This is a genomic window from Actinoplanes sp. G11-F43, from assembly GCF_050589265.1.
Taxonomy (GTDB): Bacteria; Actinomycetota; Actinomycetes; order Mycobacteriales; family Micromonosporaceae; genus Actinoplanes.
The window spans coordinates 1-17945 of sequence record NZ_JBNZCE010000026.1 but is presented as its reverse complement, the minus strand read 5'-3'; the positions used below and the strand labels follow the sequence as shown (position 1 = coordinate 17945).

The 17945-nt window shown below is 73.1% G+C and carries 15 protein-coding genes; 1 reads left to right on the top strand and 14 read right to left on the bottom strand.

Translation table 11 applies throughout. The features are described from left to right. Positions 1–67 precede the first annotated feature (67 nt). From ACQ0O7_RS29875 to ACQ0O7_RS29825, 11 genes are all read right to left on the bottom strand, one after another. Positions 68–2230 (bottom strand): hypothetical protein, encoded by a 2163-nt coding sequence (locus tag ACQ0O7_RS29875; RefSeq protein WP_430786833.1) that lies wholly within the window; start codon positions 2228–2230, stop codon positions 68–70. A 65-nt stretch (positions 2231–2295) separates the two neighbouring features. Further along, positions 2296–3408: a glycosyltransferase family 4 protein gene (locus tag ACQ0O7_RS29870; protein ID WP_430786742.1), complete on the bottom strand. Its 1113-nt coding sequence runs from the start codon at positions 3406–3408 to the stop codon at positions 2296–2298. Positions 3409–3458: 50 nt separating this feature from the next. Beyond that, on the bottom strand, positions 3459–5069 hold the full coding sequence (gene murJ, locus ACQ0O7_RS29865) for a murein biosynthesis integral membrane protein MurJ (protein WP_430786740.1): 1611 nt from the start codon (positions 5067–5069) through the stop codon (positions 3459–3461). Beyond that, entirely contained in the window at positions 5066–5893 is an 828-nt protein-coding gene (locus tag ACQ0O7_RS29860; protein ID WP_430786738.1) for a hypothetical protein, read from the bottom strand. The genes murJ and ACQ0O7_RS29860 overlap by 4 nt, the downstream gene beginning before the upstream one ends. Before the next feature lie 25 nt (positions 5894–5918). Next, positions 5919–6851, bottom strand: a complete 933-nt coding sequence (locus ACQ0O7_RS29855) for a copper transporter (RefSeq protein WP_430786736.1) — start codon at positions 6849–6851, stop codon at positions 5919–5921. 7 nt (positions 6852–6858) lie between these two features. Next, positions 6859–8052, bottom strand: coding sequence for a putative cytokinetic ring protein SteA (gene steA / locus ACQ0O7_RS29850; RefSeq protein WP_430786734.1), 1194 nt, complete (start codon positions 8050–8052; stop codon positions 6859–6861). A gap of 53 nt (positions 8053–8105) precedes the next feature. Continuing rightward, the gene (recN, locus tag ACQ0O7_RS29845) at positions 8106–9863 is read right to left on the bottom strand and encodes a DNA repair protein RecN (RefSeq protein WP_430786732.1); all 1758 of its coding nucleotides are present in this window, start codon (positions 9861–9863) and stop codon (positions 8106–8108) included. 51 nt (positions 9864–9914) lie between these two features. Further along, on the bottom strand, positions 9915–10802 hold the full coding sequence (locus tag ACQ0O7_RS29840) for an NAD kinase (RefSeq protein ID WP_430786730.1): 888 nt from the start codon (positions 10800–10802) through the stop codon (positions 9915–9917). Next, positions 10799–11620: a TlyA family RNA methyltransferase gene (locus ACQ0O7_RS29835; RefSeq protein WP_430786728.1), complete on the bottom strand. Its 822-nt coding sequence runs from the start codon at positions 11618–11620 to the stop codon at positions 10799–10801. Before ACQ0O7_RS29835 ends, ACQ0O7_RS29840 begins: the two co-directional genes overlap by 4 nt. A 39-nt stretch (positions 11621–11659) precedes the next feature. Continuing rightward, on the bottom strand, positions 11660–11839 hold the full coding sequence (locus ACQ0O7_RS29830; protein ID WP_430786726.1) for a hypothetical protein: 180 nt from the start codon (positions 11837–11839) through the stop codon (positions 11660–11662). Positions 11840–11948: 109 nt separating this feature from the next. Further along, positions 11949–13088, bottom strand: a complete 1140-nt coding sequence (locus ACQ0O7_RS29825; protein ID WP_430786724.1) for a hypothetical protein — start codon at positions 13086–13088, stop codon at positions 11949–11951. 96 nt (positions 13089–13184) lie between these two features. Here ACQ0O7_RS29825 and ACQ0O7_RS29820 point away from each other — a divergent pair, with 96 nt between their 5' ends. Continuing rightward, positions 13185–13508 (top strand): sterol-binding protein, encoded by a 324-nt coding sequence (locus ACQ0O7_RS29820; RefSeq protein WP_430786722.1) that lies wholly within the window; start codon positions 13185–13187, stop codon positions 13506–13508. 59 nt (positions 13509–13567) lie between these two features. Here ACQ0O7_RS29820 and ACQ0O7_RS29815 read toward each other — a convergent pair whose 3' ends face one another. The 3 genes from ACQ0O7_RS29815 to ACQ0O7_RS29805 form a co-directional block, all read right to left on the bottom strand. After that, positions 13568–14848 (bottom strand): methyl-accepting chemotaxis protein, encoded by a 1281-nt coding sequence (locus ACQ0O7_RS29815; protein WP_430786720.1) that lies wholly within the window; start codon positions 14846–14848, stop codon positions 13568–13570. A 402-nt stretch (positions 14849–15250) separates the two neighbouring features. After that, entirely contained in the window at positions 15251–16258 is a 1008-nt protein-coding gene (locus tag ACQ0O7_RS29810; RefSeq protein ID WP_430786718.1) for an HAD-IIA family hydrolase, read from the bottom strand. Continuing rightward, positions 16255–17328 (bottom strand): Replicase polyprotein 1ab, encoded by a 1074-nt coding sequence (locus tag ACQ0O7_RS29805; protein WP_430786831.1) that lies wholly within the window; start codon positions 17326–17328, stop codon positions 16255–16257. The genes ACQ0O7_RS29810 and ACQ0O7_RS29805 overlap by 4 nt, the downstream gene beginning before the upstream one ends. Between the last annotated feature and the right edge of the window lie 617 nt (positions 17329–17945).

Below are 17945 nucleotides of genomic sequence, written 5' to 3'. Positions count from 1 at the left end.
CATCCACGGGAGTTCACCGTAACACTCATTGCCGCGGCCACCACGTCCGGGCTGGTTGACCTGCGTGTCACGAGCCGGTCAATTGATCCTCGTCGGCTTTACGCAGCAGCGGGCCACCGGGTCCGTCGGTCTCGCCGGGCGGTGGCGTACGGTCCGCGGCGTGCAGCAGGACCCGCAGCGCGGTGAGCACCGCCACCGGCACGGCGGCCGCCGCGGCGGCTCCGGCCGCACCGAGCGCGGTGCCGCCCAGCACCCCCGCGATCAGCGTCGCCACCACCGTCCCGGCCACCCCGGCCCGGACCGCCGGATGCAGGCCGTACAGCCGGTTCAGGCCGCCCCACGGGGAGAACTGGCAGAACACCAGCATCACCGCGCCGAGCAGAGCCAGCAGGGTGAGCGGGCTGTCCACCAGCGCCTGCCCGTTGGCCGCGGTGGACCGCTGCATCGCCGGGCCGGCCGTGCCGTCGCCCAGAGCGGTCAGGATCCGGCCCAGCGTGCCCTGCTCCAGCGCCGGGCGGCGCAGATCCATCACGGCGAACGCGATCGTCACCGCCACCCCGGACAGCGTCGCCCAGGCGAACCGCGGGAAGGTCAGCCAGCCGCCGGTGCTGATCGCCGCGGCCACGCACACCCCGGCGGTCACCGCGATCGCACCGACCGGGTCGGCGCCCAGGTACGGGCTGCCCACCATCACCACGCCCAGCCCGCCGAAGGTGACCACCACCAGCGGCCGCCAGCGCCGGTTCACCCACTGGGCCAGCGTCCCGGCCAGCAGGAGCAGGCCGGCCACGAACACACCCAGGCCGACACTGCCCAGGCCGGCGTACCGGACCCCGTGGATCGCCGAATACCCGGCCACCCCGTTGAGCTGCAGCCGGGCCCCGGTCATCAGGTCCACCGCCACCACCAGCACGCTCACCCCGGACACCGCGGCCATCGGCCACAACGTCCGCTGGTAGCGGGGCGCCAGCCGGACCAGCAGCGTCCCGGCGGCCATCAGCACCGCGGTGGCCGCCCCGAACATCCAGGCCGGATGCTCGCTGCTCCACCACGGCGCCACGTCGGCGAGCAGCGCCGCCGGAATGGCCAGACCGGCCGCGATCAGCGCCAACTCGGCCAGCTCCACCAGACGGCGCGGCGGCAGCGGCGGACCGAGCGGCCCGGCGTGCCGGCGGGCCCGGATCAGCACCGGGATCACCGCCGCGAAGAGCACCAGCTGCAGGATCGCCAGCACGGTGAAGAAGATCTCAGCCACCCCGCGCTGGGCGATCGCCCGCCGGTCGGCGTCCCGGTCACCCTGCATGGCCTCGGCCGGGTCGAGCGGGCGGCCCGGGGTGGAGGTGGCGGCGTACCCGGCGAACAGCTTGTCCGGCGCCGGGCGGCCCAGCGCGGCCAGCACCGTCGGCGCCAGGTCGACCAGCTGCAGGTAGCCCTCCCGGCCGGTGCCGGCCGAGGTCAGCCAGCCGTTCTCCCAGCCGGGGCCCTCGGCGATCGCCACGTGCAGGCGGGAGGTGGTGTCGGTGTCGGCCAGGCCGGCGATCACCATCGTCGACCGCGGCGGGCGGGCCGCCAGGACCCGCGCCAGGGTACGGTCGGCGGCCGCCACCTCGGCCGCCCGCTCGGCGCCGGTCCCGGCGATGGTGCCCAGGTCGACGATGCTGATCACACAGTCGGCGAGCAGCGGGGCCGGGTCGTCGGGCAGCTCGGCGACATACCTGTCGACCCGCCCGAACGGCCGGGCGGCGGCGATCGCGGCACCCGGCCCGACCGCCACCGAACACCGGACCGACTCGGCCAGGGCGCCTGGCGTCGTACCGTACGGCAATCGGTCCTGGTTGGTCCGCACCACCGTCGGCTGATCGGTGAGGTTGGCGCCGATCCCGTCCGGCTGGGTGAGTTTCGGGGCCGCGTCCGGGCAGCGGCCGGAGACCGCGCGGGTGTCCCAGGCGGCGTAGTTGCCGGCGCCCAGGGTCAGCCAGCCGTCCGACGGGCAGGTGACCGCGTGCGCCGAGCGCACCGACAGCCAGCCCACCGAACCGGCCCGCGCCTGGCCCCACAGCGCCGGGGTCCGCACCGGGTCCAGGTCCTCCCAGCGCAGCCCGGCCGCGGCGGCGATCACCACGTAGTCGGCGTCACCGCGGGTGGCCTGCCCGCCCGGCCGGATCGTCAGCCCGGCCAGGCTGGCCGTGGCGACCAGCACGGTCAGCAGGTACGGCACCCAGGCGGCCATCGGGCGGCGGGTGCTCCCGGGACGGCGCACCCGGCGCAGCCGGTCCAGCCGGTGACCGAGAATGTTCACCGGCGAACCGCCGCGACTTCCGCGTAGGCCGAACGCACGTCGGCGACCACGTCGGCCTCACCGGGCCAGGTCGCCGCCTGCCGGGGGCCGCGGGCCGCGTAGTCGGCGCGCCGCTGCGGATCGTCCAGCAGCCCGCGGACCGCCTCGTCGAGCGCGTCCGGATCGCGCGGCGGGATCTGCACCGCCGCGTCGCCGACCAGGCCGGGCAGCCCACCGACCGCGGTGGTGATCAACGGCACCCCGGCGTGCAGCGCCTCCTGCGCGAACAGCTGCCGGGCCTCCCAGTCACTGGTGATCACCGCGAGGTCGGCGCCGGCCAGCAGATCCGGCACGTCGGTGCGGTGCCCGAGCAGGTGCACCGGGGCGTGCAGCCGGGAGGCGCGCTGCGCCAGCGGCATGTAACTCGGCCCGGAACCGGCGATCACCACCACCGGCGCGGGCGTCCGCTCCCGCCAGCGGGCCGCCACGTCCACGAGCATGTCGTAGTTCTTCTGCGGGTGCAGCCGGCCGACCGAGACGATCAGCGGCACGTCACTCTTGAGCCGGAACTCGGCGCGCACCGCCGACCGGGTGCGTTTCGGGGCCGCCAGCTGCGGAGTCGCCACCGGGCCCAGCCGCGCGTTGCGCGCCCCGAGCGCCACCGCCCGCTGCACCAGGTCGTCCGAGGCGCCCAGGGTGATCGCGGCGTTGCGCGCCACGATCCGCTCCAGGAGGGCACCGGCCTGGCCTTTCAGACCCCGCGCCAGGACCGCGTTGTGCCAGGTCACCACCAGCGGTACGCCGGTCCGCGCGACCGAGGCCACGAACGCCGCCCGCAGCCCGTGCGCGTGGATCACCTCGGCGTCCCGCCCGGTGAGAGCCTTGCGCAGCTGCCGGATCGCGCCGGAGTCCTGCGGGCCCGGGTCGGCCGGGATCTCCACCACCGCGAACTCCAGGCCGGACGCCGAGAACCCGAAATGCTGGTCGACCGCGGACGGCCCGCACACCAGCACCCGGCAGCCGGCGGCGACCAGGCCACGGGCCAGCGAGGCGACGTGCTGGCCGATCCCGCCGGTACTGGACGCGACCACCAGCACGACCGAACCGCGCCACTCCTCGTCGCTGCTCACGACCCCGTAACCCCTCTCCTGCTGCTTTCCGTCCGCCGTTACGGCAGGTGTCACCGGCGCAGGCGTCTTCGCACGGTGGCGGCCAGCGGCCCCAGATCGCGGCGGTCGAGCGCGAAGGCCACCGCCCCGAACACCACCACGACCGCCGTACCGCCCAGCATGCCTTCAACGAGACTGCCGAGCACGCCCGGGGTGGGCCAGACCGCCGACCCCAGCACGGCGACCACACCCCACCCGGCGAGCCCGGCCAGCGCAGCCCCGGCGATCGCGGCGAGCAGCGCCCGGCCCAGCCCGGCGAGCGCGGCCACCCCGGCATGCCGGCGGACCGCGAGCACCAGCAGCACCCCGGTCACCGACATGCCCACCGCGGTGGCCAGGCCGAGACCGAACACCTGTGGCCCACCCTCGGCCACCGCTGTGGCGACGATCACGCCCACCCCGGCGGTACCCCAGCCCACCGCCGAGGCGACCGCCGCCGCCACCGTCGCGCCCCGCGCGTACAGGGCCCGCGACAGCAGCGCGAACAGCGCGTGACCGAGCAGGCCGGGCGCGAACCCGAGCACACCGGGAACGGCGTTCGGCACGTTCATCAGGAAGGTCATCGGGACGGCCACACCGACCAGCCCCGCGGTGCCCAGACCGGCCAGCAGGACCACCGAACGGGCCGTACCGGACAGCGCCGCGGCGTATCCGCCGTCGTCCCCCGCCTCGGCCGCCGCCGACAGCCGCGGATAGACCGCGGTCGCCAGGGGCACCGCCAGCACCGCCCAGGGCAGCAGGAACAGGGTCTGCGCACCGGTGTACGGCGCCACCTGCCACAGGGCCAGCACCATCACCAGCCCGACCACCAGCTGCTGGGCGCCGACGGTGACCGCGCCCGCCCAGCCCAGCCGCACCGCCTGACGGCCCTCGTCACCGGGGAACCGGAACGACGGCCGGATCCGCAGCCGCAACCTCGCCACCGGAATCACCAGGCAGAGACTCAACGCGACCACACCGAGCGTGGTGCCGGCCGACAGGGTCAGCTCACCGGCCCGGCTCAGCCCGGCGAACCCGCTGCGGGCGCCGTCGATCCCGGCATAGGCGAGGTACGCGGTCATCACCGTCACACTGGACAGCAGCGGCGCGATCACCGGCCAGGCGAACCGGTGATGCGCCTGCAGCACCCCGGTCAGCACGATCCCGACACCGTAGAGCGGCAGCTGCGGTGCGAAGATCCGCAGCATCCGGGCGGCGATCTCCTGCTGCTCCGGCGGAATCCCCTGGAACAGCCCGGTGATCGGCCCGGCCGCGGCGAACACCACCAGCGCGAGCGGAACGGTCAGCGCCAGCACCCAGGTCAGCAGAGCGGACGCGACCCGGTCGACCCGCTGCCGGTCACCGGCGGCCACCGCCCCCGCCAGCAACGGCACCACCAGGCTGGCCAGAGCCCCACCGGCGACCAGCTCGAAGACGATGTTGGGAACCGTGTTCGCGGCCAGATAGAGGCTGGCCAGCCCACCGTCCACCTGACCGTTGCCGACGGTGTAGAAGAAGACCGTGGTACGGCCGAACCCGGCAAGCCGAGCCAGCACGGTGAGCACCGAGATGAGCGCGGCGGCCCCGGCGAGCTTGGCCACCCCGGACCGGCCACCGGGGGAATCGTCCGGCGCGGTCGTCACTGTGGGCGGCGGCCCAGCTCGTCGAGCGTGCGCAGCCACGGCGTGTCGTTGATGACCTTGGTGAAGCTGACCTTCTCGCTGGCCGCGGTGAGGGCGGCCAGCGCGGCCAGCGCGGTGGCCCGGCCGGCCGTCCCGCTCCGGGCGACCAGGGCCACGCCGAGCAGCGCGCCCAGCGAGTTGGCCCCGGCGTCGCCGAGCATGATCTCTTCGCCGAGGTCGTCGGGGAGCAGGGCGGCGCCGGCGCCGAGGGCTCCGGCGGTCATCGACGCGTGGCGGCCGACGGCGAGGGGCGCCCCGATGATCGCGCCGGCTTTGAGGGCACGACCGGGCCGCAGGTCCAGCAGGTTGATCAGGTTGGCGGTGCCGGCGATCACCCCGGCCCCGAGCAGCACGTCGGTGGTGCGCCCGAGCCGGCCGGTGCGGCGGCTGCCGATCAGCGCGGACGCGGCGAGCCCGGCCGCGCCCACTCCGGCGATCTTGACGAGGCCGCTGGTGACGAAACCCTCGCGGAGGGCGCCCAGGTGCCCGGCGAAGCCTTTGGCCGACTTCTGTTCGGGCCGGTTGCCGGCCACGTCGTCGTAGAAGCCGACCGCGCCGCTGACCGCTCCGGCGGTCACCGCGGCGGCGGCGAGACGGGCGGTCGGCGCGCCGGCGGCGGCTCCGGCGGTGGCCCCGGCGGCCAGGGCGGGGCCACCGGCCAGCGTGACGGAACGCCCGCGGAAGTTGGTCCGCCGCAGCTCACCCGCCCGGGGGTCCTGTCGCACCCAGCCGAGGACGGAACGGGCGACCAGGGCACCGAGACCGGCGGAACGGAGGTAGGCCATGGCCGCAGAGTCTAGACGGGTGCGGCTAGGGGGCGGCGGACGGCACGATCGAGGTGGCGCCGGCCGCCAGCCCGTAGTGACCGATCTTGTTCTGGGTGAGCCGGTCCCAGGTGACCAGGGCGGTCGCGACCTGACCCTGCACGGTGCTGACGTTGTCCACCGTGGAGATCTTGGTGCTCAGCGTCGGGTCGTTGCGGATGCTCGCGACCAGATTTCCCTCGCCCGCGTCATCACCGGCGACCACCAGTGACCGGTCGTTGCCGAACTGTTCGGCGGCGGTGACCGCGAACCGGCTCTTCTTCACCGCGTCCTGATCGGTGGCCGGCACCCCGGCGACCAGCACGAACGCCTCGGCCCCACCTGTCGCACCATCCTCGACGGTGAGGTAGCCGGGCTGGGCGAAAGCGGTCAGCACCGCTGTCACGTCGTCGGTGGACGGCGGGGTGGCACCGCCCTGGGCCAGGGTGAAGGCCAGCAGCGCGCTCGCCGTCTCCACGCCGTCGCTGTTCTGCGGCAGGCCGGTCGGCTGGATGCTCGGCTGGGTCGACTGGTCGGCCAGGTCGAGGAGTTCGTTGACGAAGTTCGGGTCGAAGAACTTGTCCTCGACGGCGACCCGGGCGGTGACCGTGGCGCCGGCCCGGGTCAGCATCGCCACCACACCGGTGGCCGGCTCCTCGGCGCCGGGCAGCGAGACCACCGCCAGTTTGCGGCCGGCCAGTTTGCCGCCGAGCAGCATCGGCGCGATCTCGGTGGCGAACTCCTGGTTGCGGTTGACCTCCTCGTTCAGCTTGTTGACCTGCTCGCGCCGGACGTTGTTGTCCTTGTTGAGCGCGGCCAGGTTGTTACGCAGGTTCTCGGAGACCGGGCCGTTGAGCGCGGCGGTGCCGACCACCAGGCCGATCGCCAGCGCGAGGAAGACCGCGGTGAGCGACACCACGTGGTACCGGAAGTTGATCACGACGCCCTCAGAGAAGATTGCCGAGCTGGAAGACGAAATTGTCCCACCACTCGGACACGACGGTGAGGTACGCCTTCCCCACCGTGGACACCGCCACCGCCGAGGCCATCGCGGCCACCGCGGAGAGCACCAGCAGCAGCACCGCCGACGCGGAGATGCTCTGCCGGTAGAGCCGGCTGACACCCTTGGCGTCGACCAGTTTGCCGCCGACCTTGAGCCGGGTGAGGAACGTCGACGCCATGCCGCCGCGGCCCTTGTCCAGGAACTCGACCAGGTTGGCGTGGGTGCCGACGGCCACGATCAGGGACGCGCCCTTCTCGTCGGCGAGCAGCATCGCCAGGTCCTCGCTGGTCGCGGCGGCCGGGAAGGTCAGCGCGTCGACGCCCAGATTCTCCACCCGCTTGAGGCCGGGGGCCCGGCCGTCCGGATAGGCGTGCACCACGATCTCGGCGCCGCAGCGCAGCACGTCGTCGGTGACCGAGTCCATGTCCCCGATGATCATGTCGGGGGTGTAGCCGTTCTCCACCAGCGCGTCGGCGCCGCCGTCGACACCGATCAGGACCGGCTTGTACTCCCGGATGTACGGCCGGAGAACCTCCAGGTCCTCCTTGTAGTCATAACCGCGCACCACGATCAGCACGTGCCGCCCGCCGACACGGGTCTGCACGTCGGGCACACCCACCCCGTCCAGCAGCAGGTCGCGCTCCTGCTTGAGGTAGTCCATGGTGTTCGCCGCGAACGCCTCCAGCTGCACCGACAGGCCCTCGCGGGCGTCGGCCATCGACTTGGCGACGGACTCCGCGTCCTGCCGGACCCCGGAGGCCACCGGCTCGCCGTCGAGCAGCACGGTGCCGCCCTCGATGCTCACCACCTTGCCCTCGCGCAGGCCGGTGAAGACGTCCTCACCCAGGTCGTCGACGAGGATCACGCCGCCCTGGACGAGCACCTCGGGGCCGAGGTTCGGATAACGCCCGGAGATCGACGGCTTGGCGTTGAGCACGGCCATCACACCGGAGGCCACCAGGGAGTCGGCGGCCACCCGGTCGAGGTCGACGTGATCGATCACGGCGATCTCCCCGGGCCGCAACCGGCCGGTCAGCCGTTTGGTCCGCCGGTCGAGCCGGGCCACGCCGGAGACCGGACCGGGCTCGACGCTCCGGGTCCGTCGCAGGGTGGGAATGGGAAGTCGCATCCCGGCCATCCTGACATGCCACCGCACACGAGTCCCCCGCGACATGCGCCAGCTCACTAATATCAGGCGCGCTTCTCCCGAGCAGCCACGGAGAGTAGCTCCTCGGCATGCGCGATGCCCAGATCCGAATCGGGCAGACCCGCCAGCATCCTGGACAATTCCCGAGCCCGCTCGGTCTCCTCCACGATCCGGACACCACTCGTAGTGATCGCTCCGCCGGTGTCCTTGGCGACCACCAGGTGCCTGTCGGCGAAGGCGGCCACCTGCGGCAGGTGCGTCACCACCAGCACCTGATGGGTCCGGGCCAGCCGGGCCAGCCGCCGGCCGATCTCCACCGCCGCGGTGCCGCCGACACCCGAGTCGACCTCGTCGAAGACCAGCGTCGGCGGGCCACCGGCACCGGCGAACACCACCTCGATCGCCAGCATCACCCGGGACAGCTCACCGCCGGACGCGCCCTTCTGCAGCGGCAGCGCCGGGGCGCCCGGGTGGGCGTGCAGCCGCAGCTCCACCTCGTCGGCGCCGTCCGGCCCGGCGGCCAGGGTCTCCCCCTCCACCGTCACCGCCGGCTCGTCGCGCGACGGCGCCCGGGTCACCACCGCCACCTCGACCCGCGAATGCGGCATCGCCAGCCCGGCCAGCTCCACGCTGACCGCCTCGGAGAACCGCCCGGCCGCCTCACGCCGGGCCGCGGTCAGCCGCCCGGCCAGCTCGCCGACCGCGACCGCCAGGCGCTGGCGCTCGGCGTCCAGCTCCTCCAGCAGCTCGTCGGAGGAGTCCAGCTCGCCCAGCTTGGTCTTGGCGTTCTCCGCCCAGGCGATCACACCGTCGATGTCGTCGGCGTACTTCCGGGTCAGCGCCCGCAGCGCCGCCCGCCGCTCGTAGATCGCCTCCAGCCGGGCCGGATCGGCGTCCAGCGAGCTCAGGTAGGTGGACAGCTCCGAGGAGACGTCGGCGACCAGGGTGGCCGCCTCCTCCAGCCGGGCCGCCAGGTCACCCAGCGACGAGTCGACCGCGGCCTGCCCCTCCAGGGTGCGCCGGGCCAGCCCGAGCAGCTGGGTGGCGTCCGGCGTCTCGTCGGTCACCTCGACCCCGCCGGCCAGCGCCTGCGCCGCCAGGGTGGCCGCGACCCGCAGCCCCTCGGCGTGCTCCAGCCGCTGCACCTCGTTGCGCAGGTCCTCGTCCTCACCGGGCTGCGGGTCCACCCGGGTGATCTCGTCCAGGCCGAGCTTGAGCAGGTCGGCCTCCTGCGAGCGCTGCCGGGCGTTGCGCCGCCGGTCGGCCAGGTCGTCGACCACCGCGCGCCAGCGGGCGAACGACTCCTTGTAGGTGTCGATCAGCTTCTCGTGCTCCGGGCCGGCGAACCGGTCCAGCGCCGAACGCTGCTCCGACGGCCGCAGCAGCCGCAGCTGGTCGGACTGGCCGTGCACGGCCAGCACCTGCTCGCCCAGCTCGCTCAGCGTCGACACCGGCATGCTCCGGCCACCCACGTGCGCCCGGGACCGGCCCTCGGCCGTCACGGTGCGGCTCAGCAGGATCGCGCCGTCGTCGTCGGCCTCGCCGCCGGCGTCGGTGATCCGGGTCCGCACCGCGTCACCCAGGGTGCCGCGCAGTTTCATCCGGCCCTCGACCACCGCCCGGCCCGGATCGGCCCGGACCCGGCCGGCGTCGGCCCGGCCACCGAACAGCAGACCGAGGCCGGTGACCACCATCGTCTTACCGGCACCGGTCTCGCCGGTGATCACATTCATTCCCGAGGTGAGCCGCAGCGTGGTGTCGTCGATGACACCCAGCCCGGTGATGCGCAGTTCCTCCAGCACAGCCAGACAGTATCGGGAGCCCCCGACAATTGCCCAACGGAGTTCGTCTGATCAGCGTCGATTCCCGCGCCAGCCGACGACCGGCAAGCCGAACTTCGCGACCAGCGTGTCGGTGAACGGACGCGGTGCCAGGCGCACCAGGCGCACCGGCAGCTGACCCCTTTCGACCGTGACCTGCGAGCCCGGCGGAAGGTCCCAGGTGCGACGGCCGTCACAACACAACACCGCAAATGACGTGTACGGGTCCACCGTCAGCACGAAGGTCGACGTCGGAGCGGTCACGATCGGCCTGCTGAACAGCGCGTGCGCACTGATCGGCACCAGCAGCAGCGCCTCCACCTCGGGCCAGACCACCGGCCCACCGGCCGAGAACCCGTACGCCGTCGACCCGGTCGGTGTGGCGCACACCACACCATCGCAGCCGTAGCGGGACAGCGGCCGCCCGTCCACGTCCACGAGCAGTTCGAGCATCTGCGCCCGCTGCCCCTTCTCCACGGTCACCTCGTTGAGCGCCCACGACTCGGCGATCAGACGGCCGTCGTACTCCGCCCGCACGTCCAGCGTCAGCCGCTCGTCCACCGTGTAGTTCCCGGCCACCACCTCGGCCACCGCATGATCGATGTGATCGATCTCGGTCTCCGCCAGGAAACCGACCTTGCCCAGGTTGATCCCCAGCAGCGGCGCCTTCGCCGGCCGGGCCAGATCCGCCGCCCGCAGGATCGTGCCGTCCCCGCCGAGCGCCAGCACGATCTCCACACCCTCGGCCGCGGCCGGGCCCTCCACCGGCTTCACCCCCGGCGGCAGCTCCAGATCGTCGACCTCCTCGGCGATCACCCGCACCTCGAAACCGGCGGCGATCAGATCGAGCGCCACGGCACGGGCGTGCTGTGTGCTCTGCCGGCGCCCGGTGTGCGTGACCAGCAGGGCCGAGCGGCTCATTTCTCCTCCAAGAGCTCGACAGCATGAGGCCCGGCCTCGACCACCGCTTCGATGCGGGCCGGATCGGCCGGCGGGGCGTCCCGCCGGAACCACACGAAGAACTCCACGTTGCCGCTCGGGCCCGGCAGCGGGCTGGCGGTCACATCCGCCACACCCAGCCCCAGCCCGGCGGCGGCCGCCGCCACATCCAGGACCGCCTCGGCACGCAGCCGCCAGTCCCGGACCACACCCCCCGAACCGACCCGCTCCCGGCCCACCTCGAACTGCGGCTTCACCATCAGCGCCAGATCACCGTCCGGCCCGGTGCACGCGGTCAGCGCGGGCAGCACCAGCCGCAGCGAGATGAACGACAGATCCGCCACCGTCAGATCGACCTCGCCGCCGATCGACTCCGGCGTGATCGTGCGGACGTTGGTGCGCTCCTGCACCACCACCCGCTCATCGGTGCGGATCGGCCAGGCCAGCTGCCCGTACCCGACGTCCACCGCCACCACCTGCCGGGCCCCGGCCCGCAGCAGCACATCGGTGAACCCGCCGGTGGACGCGCCCGCGTCCAGACACCGGCGGCCCTCGACCCGCAGATCGAAGGCCTTGAGGGCGCCAGCCAGCTTGTGCCCGCCACGGGACACGTACTCGGTCTGCGGATCCTCCCCGGTCACCAGGATCGGATCGGCGGGATCCACCATCGCCGCCACCTTGTGGGCGACGGTGCCGCGCACCTGCACCCGGCCGGCCGCGACCAGTGTGGCGGCCTGCTCCCGGGAGCGGGCGAGCTTACGACGGACGAGCTCGGCGTCGAGACGCGCACGGCGGGCCATCAAATTCCTTTTATTCGGTACGTTCGTCGAAACGGTCGATCAGCGGTCGATGCCGGCCAGGGTTTCCTGGAGCACCTGGTGCGCGGCCTCGTACTCGGCGATCTGCTCGGCCGGCGCCAGCCGCGCGGCGTTGGCGAGCGACCGTAACACCGCGTCCACCGCCGGGTGTCCGCTGCCCTCACCATCCCGGATCCCGGCCTCCACCGGAACCGCCGCCACCGGAGCTCCCGGCCGGAGACCACCCGCCGGAGGCCCCGGCCGGAAACCACCCGGAGGCGGACCCGGCCGGCCCGGGTGCGGATTCGCCGCGTGGGGAAACGTCACAGCCTCAGGCCTCCGTGCTCTCGACCGGGTCCGGCTCCGGCTTCGCCTGCGTGGGCACCCGCGGAGCCCGCTTGGCCGGCGCCTTCCGCGGCGCCGCCTTCCGCCCCCGCGCGGCAGCCCCCGCAGCACTCCCCGAACCGCCACCGGAGTCCGTCCCTGCGGTCACCCCGGACGACGTCTCCGTCACCGGCGCGACGAACGAGGCCGCCGGAACCTTCCGCGGCGCCGCCTTCTTCACCGGCGCGTTCACCACCGCCGTCTCCGGCTTCACCGCGGGCGCGGCCTTCTTCACCGGCGCGTTCACCACCGCCGCCTCCGGCTTGACCACGGGCGCAGCCTTCTTCACCGGCGCGGCCTCCGGCTTCACCGCGGGCGCGGCCTTCTTCGCCGGTGCCGTCGCTGTGGTCTTGGCCGGAGCCTTCTTCGCGGGTGATCTCCTGGCCGGAGCCTTCCCGGGCACGGGAGCTGGCGCGGCGGTGTCCGCCCCGGCAGACCCGGCGACGGATTCGGTGCCCGGCGCCGCCGTCGCCTCCGCGACCGGACCGGCGGCCCTACGCGGGGCCCGCTTGACCGGCGCCGCCGCAACCTCCGCGACCGGACCGGTGGCCTTACGCGGCGCCCGTTTGGCCGGTGCCCGCTTGGCCGGCGCCGGAACGGATTCCGCCGCAGACGCCGGAGAAGAGGAAGCGGACGGCGCCGAAGCCGCAGCCGCGTTCCCGGAGACCCCACTCCCCCCGGTCCCGGCCGCCGGCATCGCGTTGGGAACCGCCTTGGCCGCCTTCTTGACCGCCGCCGGCTTGGCGGGCTCGAACTCGGCGGCCGTGGCCGGCGCCGGCTTCTCCGCCCGCGCCTCCCGCAACTGCCGTTCCAGATCGCGCACCCGGCCGGTCAGATCGGACACCTCGTCGGCGGTGGCCAGTCCCACCCGCCCGAGCGCCCGGTCCACCTCGTACCGCACGATGTTCGTCAGCGCCTCACGGTTGGCCAGCCCCGCCGACACCAGGTCCTCCACCAGGCCCTGCACCTGTGTGGCTGTGGCACCGCCCCGGTTGAGCAGGTCGCCCGCGACCTGCTGTGCTTTCTTCCGGGGGGCCTCCGTCAAGCCGAGTGCCAGGTCCAGATACGCCCGCCATGCGTCCGGCATGTCCCGCCTCCTCTCGCCGCGTCGGGTGCCACGCTACCGGGCACCTCCAGGAAACTCCTGAGGTACCGGGTGGGTGTCGTGAGGCAGGATGGCCCCATGGCCACCGTGGAAGACTGCCGACAAGCCCTGCACGACCTCGCCGCCCGGCTGGCGGCGAACGCCGAGGCGCGCGGCAAGCTGGATCTCGATCGCACTCTCGCCTGCCGGCTCACCGATCTGAAGGTGGCCTTCCACGGTCGGATCGCCGGTGGCCTGCTGCTCGACATCGCCGACGGTGACGACCCGAAGGCCAAGATCGCCCTGGTCACCACGAGCGACGAGTTGCTGGATCTGGTGGCGGGCAGGCTGGACGTCTCCCGGGTGCTGACCAGCATCCGGGCGAACCCGTTCGACCTGCTCAAGCTCCGCAAGCTCCTCTGACGACGCACCCGGTGGGTTGTGCCCGGGGATACGGGCGCGACCCACCGGGGGTTCAAAGATCAGCGATCGGCGACCGAGAGTTCCTGGAGCCCGGTGAGCACCTGCCCGGCGGAGACGGTGGCGGTGGAGAGCTGACTGGTGACCTCGGCGAGGACGGCCGCCTGTTCCTCCACCGACGAGGCGATGTCGAGCTGGAGGTCGTGGATGTCGTCGACGGCGCTCGTGGTGGCGGCGAAGGTCTGTGCCACGTCCCCGGTCTCGGCGACGATCGCGGCGATCACCTGATTCACCCGTTCCACCGACGTGGCGGTCTCCCGGGCCAGGTCCTTGACCTCGCTGGCGACCACGGCGAAACCTTTGCCGAGTTCACCGGCGCGGGCCGCCTCGATGGTGGCGTTCAGCGCGAGCAGGTTGGTCTGTTCGGCGAGCGAGGCGATGATCGCGTTGACGTCGGCGATCTCCCCGACCGACTTCTCCAGCCGCCGTACCTTGTCCCCGGCGGAGGCAGCCGCGTCCTTGCCGGTGGACGCGGTGCCGGCGGCCCGCGCGGACCGTTCGGCGATGTCGCGTACCGACTCGGTGAGCGCCGCGAGTTCCCGGTCGACGGCGGCGACGGCGGAGATGGCCGCGTGCGCTTCGGCGCTGATCCCGGCCACGTCGCCGGTGATCCGCCGGGCCCGTTCGGCGGCTTCCTCGGAGCGGGCCCGCAGTTCACCGGCGGCTCGTTCGCGGGCTTCCTCCTCGGCCCGTTCGACCTCCCGCCGGGCCTGCTCGGCCTGCTGGGAGAGCACCTCGTTCTCGTGTTCGGCCTGTTCGGCGAAGTGCCAGAACACCACTATCCCGGCCACTTCGAGGGTGACCAGCCCGGCGTGCAGGGCGACCATGCCGAGTGCCGCGCCGACCCCCATGTGATGGTCGCCGAACACCCGGTCCGGCGCGATCAGCCCGAGCACCCCGTGATGCACGACGACCACGAGGATCGCCGACACCAGCGGCGTCCACTGCTGATACAGCGCGACAAAGATCAACACGGCGTACAGATGGATGTGTGTCGACATCTCGCCGCCGGTCAGCTCGATCGCGACGAACGTACAGGCGATCAAACCGACACTGGTGTGACTGGCTTTGGTCTTCATCGACGGCAGCGCCGGAACGGCCGCCGCCCACCCCGCCAGCGCGACCGTCAGCAGCACGGTCTCCCACACCGGGCGCGGCCCGAGAAAGCCGACCACCAGGAAGACCGGAACGTGACACCAGAGCAGCCGGGTGACGATCCGGTGCCGCGCCGCCCAGGACGCCTCGGACAGCCGCGCACCCCGGGGCAACGTCAGAGAACTCACACTCTCCTGTTCGACACTTCCCCGCCCACGTTGACCCCGAAGGGCAGACCCAACCAAACCCTCCGCCGGTACGTTCCACACCTCCCCAGAAATCCAGGACCCCCCGCGTCGTCCCCGCGCGGCCGTCCCACTCCAGACCGACCCGCGACCGCCGGGCCGAATGCGGCGAAAACGGCTACCACCCCACCCCACCACCACCCACCCCAACCCACCACCGCCCCAACCCACCACCGCCCCATTACGGCTAGCCGTACCTCAGACATGTTTCGAGACACCTATTACCTGTCTGAGGTACGGCCGAGGTTGCTCAGCCGTACCTCAGACAGGTAATAGGAGCCGAGTTTGACCTCTGCGGTACGGCTAGCCGTAGTTCGTCGGGTCGGGTCCGGGTCGTCGCGCCGGTTAGCGGATATGCCAGGCTTCCAGCAGGTTCCGGGCCTCGTCCGAGGCGCCGGTGACGCCGGTGAGTGGGACACCGCTCCAGGTCACTCCGCAGAGCAGGCGTAGCGCGTCGACCGGGTCGCCGGAGCCGTCCAGTTCCGCCCGGTCTCCGGTGCGGGTCACCCGCCAGCCACCGGCCACCGGGAGAGGCGCCGGCACCCGGGTCTCGTCGGCCGGCCGGAACAGTCCGGACAGGTCGGCGGCGACGAAGGTCGGCCGCCGGTCCTCGGGCGCCGCCAGCAGATCGGCGGGCCCGCTCACTCCGGTCAGTACCAGCAGGCTGTCCACCCCGGCGTTGACCGCGCCCTGAATGTCGGTGTCCAGCCGGTCACCGACGGCCAGTGGACGCTGCGCGCCGGACAGTCTGGCCGCGGTCCGGAACAGGCCCGGCTGCGGTTTGCCGACCACCACGTCCGGTTCCCGGTCCAGGGCGGTCCGCAGTACCGCGACCAGCGAGCCGTTGCCCGGCAGCGGACCGCGCGGGCTGGGCAGGGTGCGGTCGGTGTTGGTGGCGTACCAGGTCGCCCCGGCCCGCACCGCCAGCACCGCCTCGGCCAGGATCTTCCAGCCGACCTCCGGCCCGTACCCCTGAACCACCGCGGCCGGATCGTCCTCCAGCGTCTCCACCGGGATCAGCCCGGCGTCACGCACTTCGGCCCGCAACGCCTCCGAGCCGACCACCAGTACTTTCGCACCGGCGGGCAGTCGTTCGGCGAGTACTGCCGCGGAGGCGCCGGCCGAGGTCAGGACCTCGGCCGGCTCCGCGTTCACACCCATGCCGGTCAGCAGCGCGGCCACCTCGGCGGACCGCCGGGACGCGTTGTTGGTAGCGAACGCCACAGTCGTGGCGTCCGCCCGCAGTCTCTCGACCGCCTCCACCGCGCCCGGGATCGGCTCGTCGATCAGGATGACGACGCCGTCCAGGTCGAAGATGACCAGGTCGTAGCCGCCGGCCAGGTGATCGCTCACGCCTTCGGCTTCTCCTCGGCGTCGGCCCGGCCGACGAACTCGTCACCCTCGGCCTTCTCCTCGGCCTTGGCCTCCGGCTCTCCGGCCTTCTCCGACGGCGCGACGGTGTCGTCCGCCGAATCACCGGTGGTCGCCACCGGCTCACCCGCGACCGGCGCGGCGGCGTCCGCCACGTCCGGCTTGTCGTCAGCCGCGGCGGCCGGCGTGCCGGTGCCCTCAGCGAACGTCTCCGGGGCGACAGCGGCCGCGTCCGCGTCCGTGGCGAGCCCGTCGGTGTTCACGTCGGTCGTCGCGACCGCGGTGATCTCGTCCCGGGCGTCCTCGTCCTGGTCCTCGAGGTCGTCGTCTTCGAGCCCGTCGTCCTCGAGGTCGTCGCCGTCCTGGTCGTCGTCCTCGTCGGCGTCGTTCTCGGCGGTCTCCCGCTCATGGTCCGAGGCCGAGTCGGAGTCGTCCTCGGCCGACGGGTCACGGTCGGTGTCGGTGTCCTCGTCCTCGTCGTGCTCGTCACCCTCGATGGTGACGCCATCGAGTTCGAGCAGACGCTCGGCCGCGTCGGTGACCTGCTCCTCGTCGACCGCGGCGGCACGGGAGAACCACTCGCGGGCCTCGTCACGACGGCTCGCGGCCAGCAGTGCGTCGGCGTACGCGTACCGCAGGCGCGGCGCCCACTCCGCGCTGTCGTTGCCGGTCAGGTCGCCGACCTGGAGCATCGCCACCGCGGCGTCGTGCTGTCCCAGGTCGCCCCGGGCTCCGGCGGCGACGATCAGCAGTTCGATCGCGGTCGCCTTCTCCAGCTTCGCCACGTCGGCGCCCCGGTACAGGTCGATCGCCCGCTCGGGACGGCCCAGCGCCCGCTCGCAGTCGGCCAGCTCGGCCAGGTGCGTCTGCCGACCGGTCATCCGGTGGTAGGTGCGCAGCTCAGCGATGGCGGTCGTCCAGTCCCCGGCCGCGTAGGCGGCCAGACCGACGGCCTCCCGCACCACAGCGATCCGCGAGGCGAGCCGCCGCGCCGCGACCGCGTGCTGCAGAGCCAGCTCGGAGTCCTCGTCGATGATCGTGCCGGCCGCCACCAGGTGCCGCGCGACCTTGTCCGCGACATCCCGGGCCAGGCTCAGCAGCTCGGCACGGACCTCCTGGTCGAGGTCGTCGGCGGTGATGTCCTCGGGGATCTCCGGAGCGACGAACGAGACCTGCCCGTTGTCCTGCTCCTCCTGCGGCCGGCGGTCCGAGTCCCCCCGGAAGCCGCCCCGATCCCGGTCTCCCCGGAACCCACCACGGTCGTCGTTACGGAATCCGCCCCGGTCGCCACCCTGGTAGCCGCCACGGTCGCGGTCGCCACCACGGAATCCGCCACGGTCGCCACCGCCCTGGTAGCCGCCGCGATCTCCACCGCGGTCCCGGTCACCGCCGCGGAAACCACCACGGTCGCCGCCACCCTGGTAGCCGCCACGGTCGCGGTCGCCACCACGGAATCCACCGCGGTCGCCGCCACCCTGGTAGCCGGGCCGGTCACCACTCGGACGACGGTCGCCGCCCTGGTAACCCGGACGATCTCCGCCCGGACGGTCACTCCGCGGGCGGTCGCCGAAGGACCGGTCCCGGTCGCCACGGAAGCCACCACCCTGCGGACGGTCACCCCCACGGAAACCACCCCGGTCGCCGCCGCCCTGGTAGCCGCCACGGTCGC

What these genes read in the sequence shown, in the direction of transcription:
- ACQ0O7_RS29875 (WP_430786833.1), bottom strand. Translation starts at nt 2,230, where the DNA reads ATGGCCGCCTGGGTGCCGTACCTGCTGACCGTGCTGGTCGCCACGGCC.
- ACQ0O7_RS29860 (WP_430786738.1), bottom strand. Translation starts at nt 5,893, where the DNA reads ATGGCCTACCTCCGTTCCGCCGGTCTCGGTGCCCTGGTCGCCCGTTCC.
- steA (WP_430786734.1), bottom strand. Translation starts at nt 8,052, where the DNA reads ATGGCCGGGATGCGACTTCCCATTCCCACCCTGCGACGGACCCGGAGC.
- ACQ0O7_RS29840 (WP_430786730.1), bottom strand. Translation starts at nt 10,802, where the DNA reads ATGAGCCGCTCGGCCCTGCTGGTCACGCACACCGGGCGCCGGCAGAGC.
- ACQ0O7_RS29835 (WP_430786728.1), bottom strand. Translation starts at nt 11,620, where the DNA reads ATGGCCCGCCGTGCGCGTCTCGACGCCGAGCTCGTCCGTCGTAAGCTC.
- ACQ0O7_RS29825 (WP_430786724.1), bottom strand. Translation starts at nt 13,088, where the DNA reads ATGCCGGACGCATGGCGGGCGTATCTGGACCTGGCACTCGGCTTGACG.
- ACQ0O7_RS29820 (WP_430786722.1), top strand. Translation starts at nt 13,185, where the DNA reads ATGGCCACCGTGGAAGACTGCCGACAAGCCCTGCACGACCTCGCCGCC.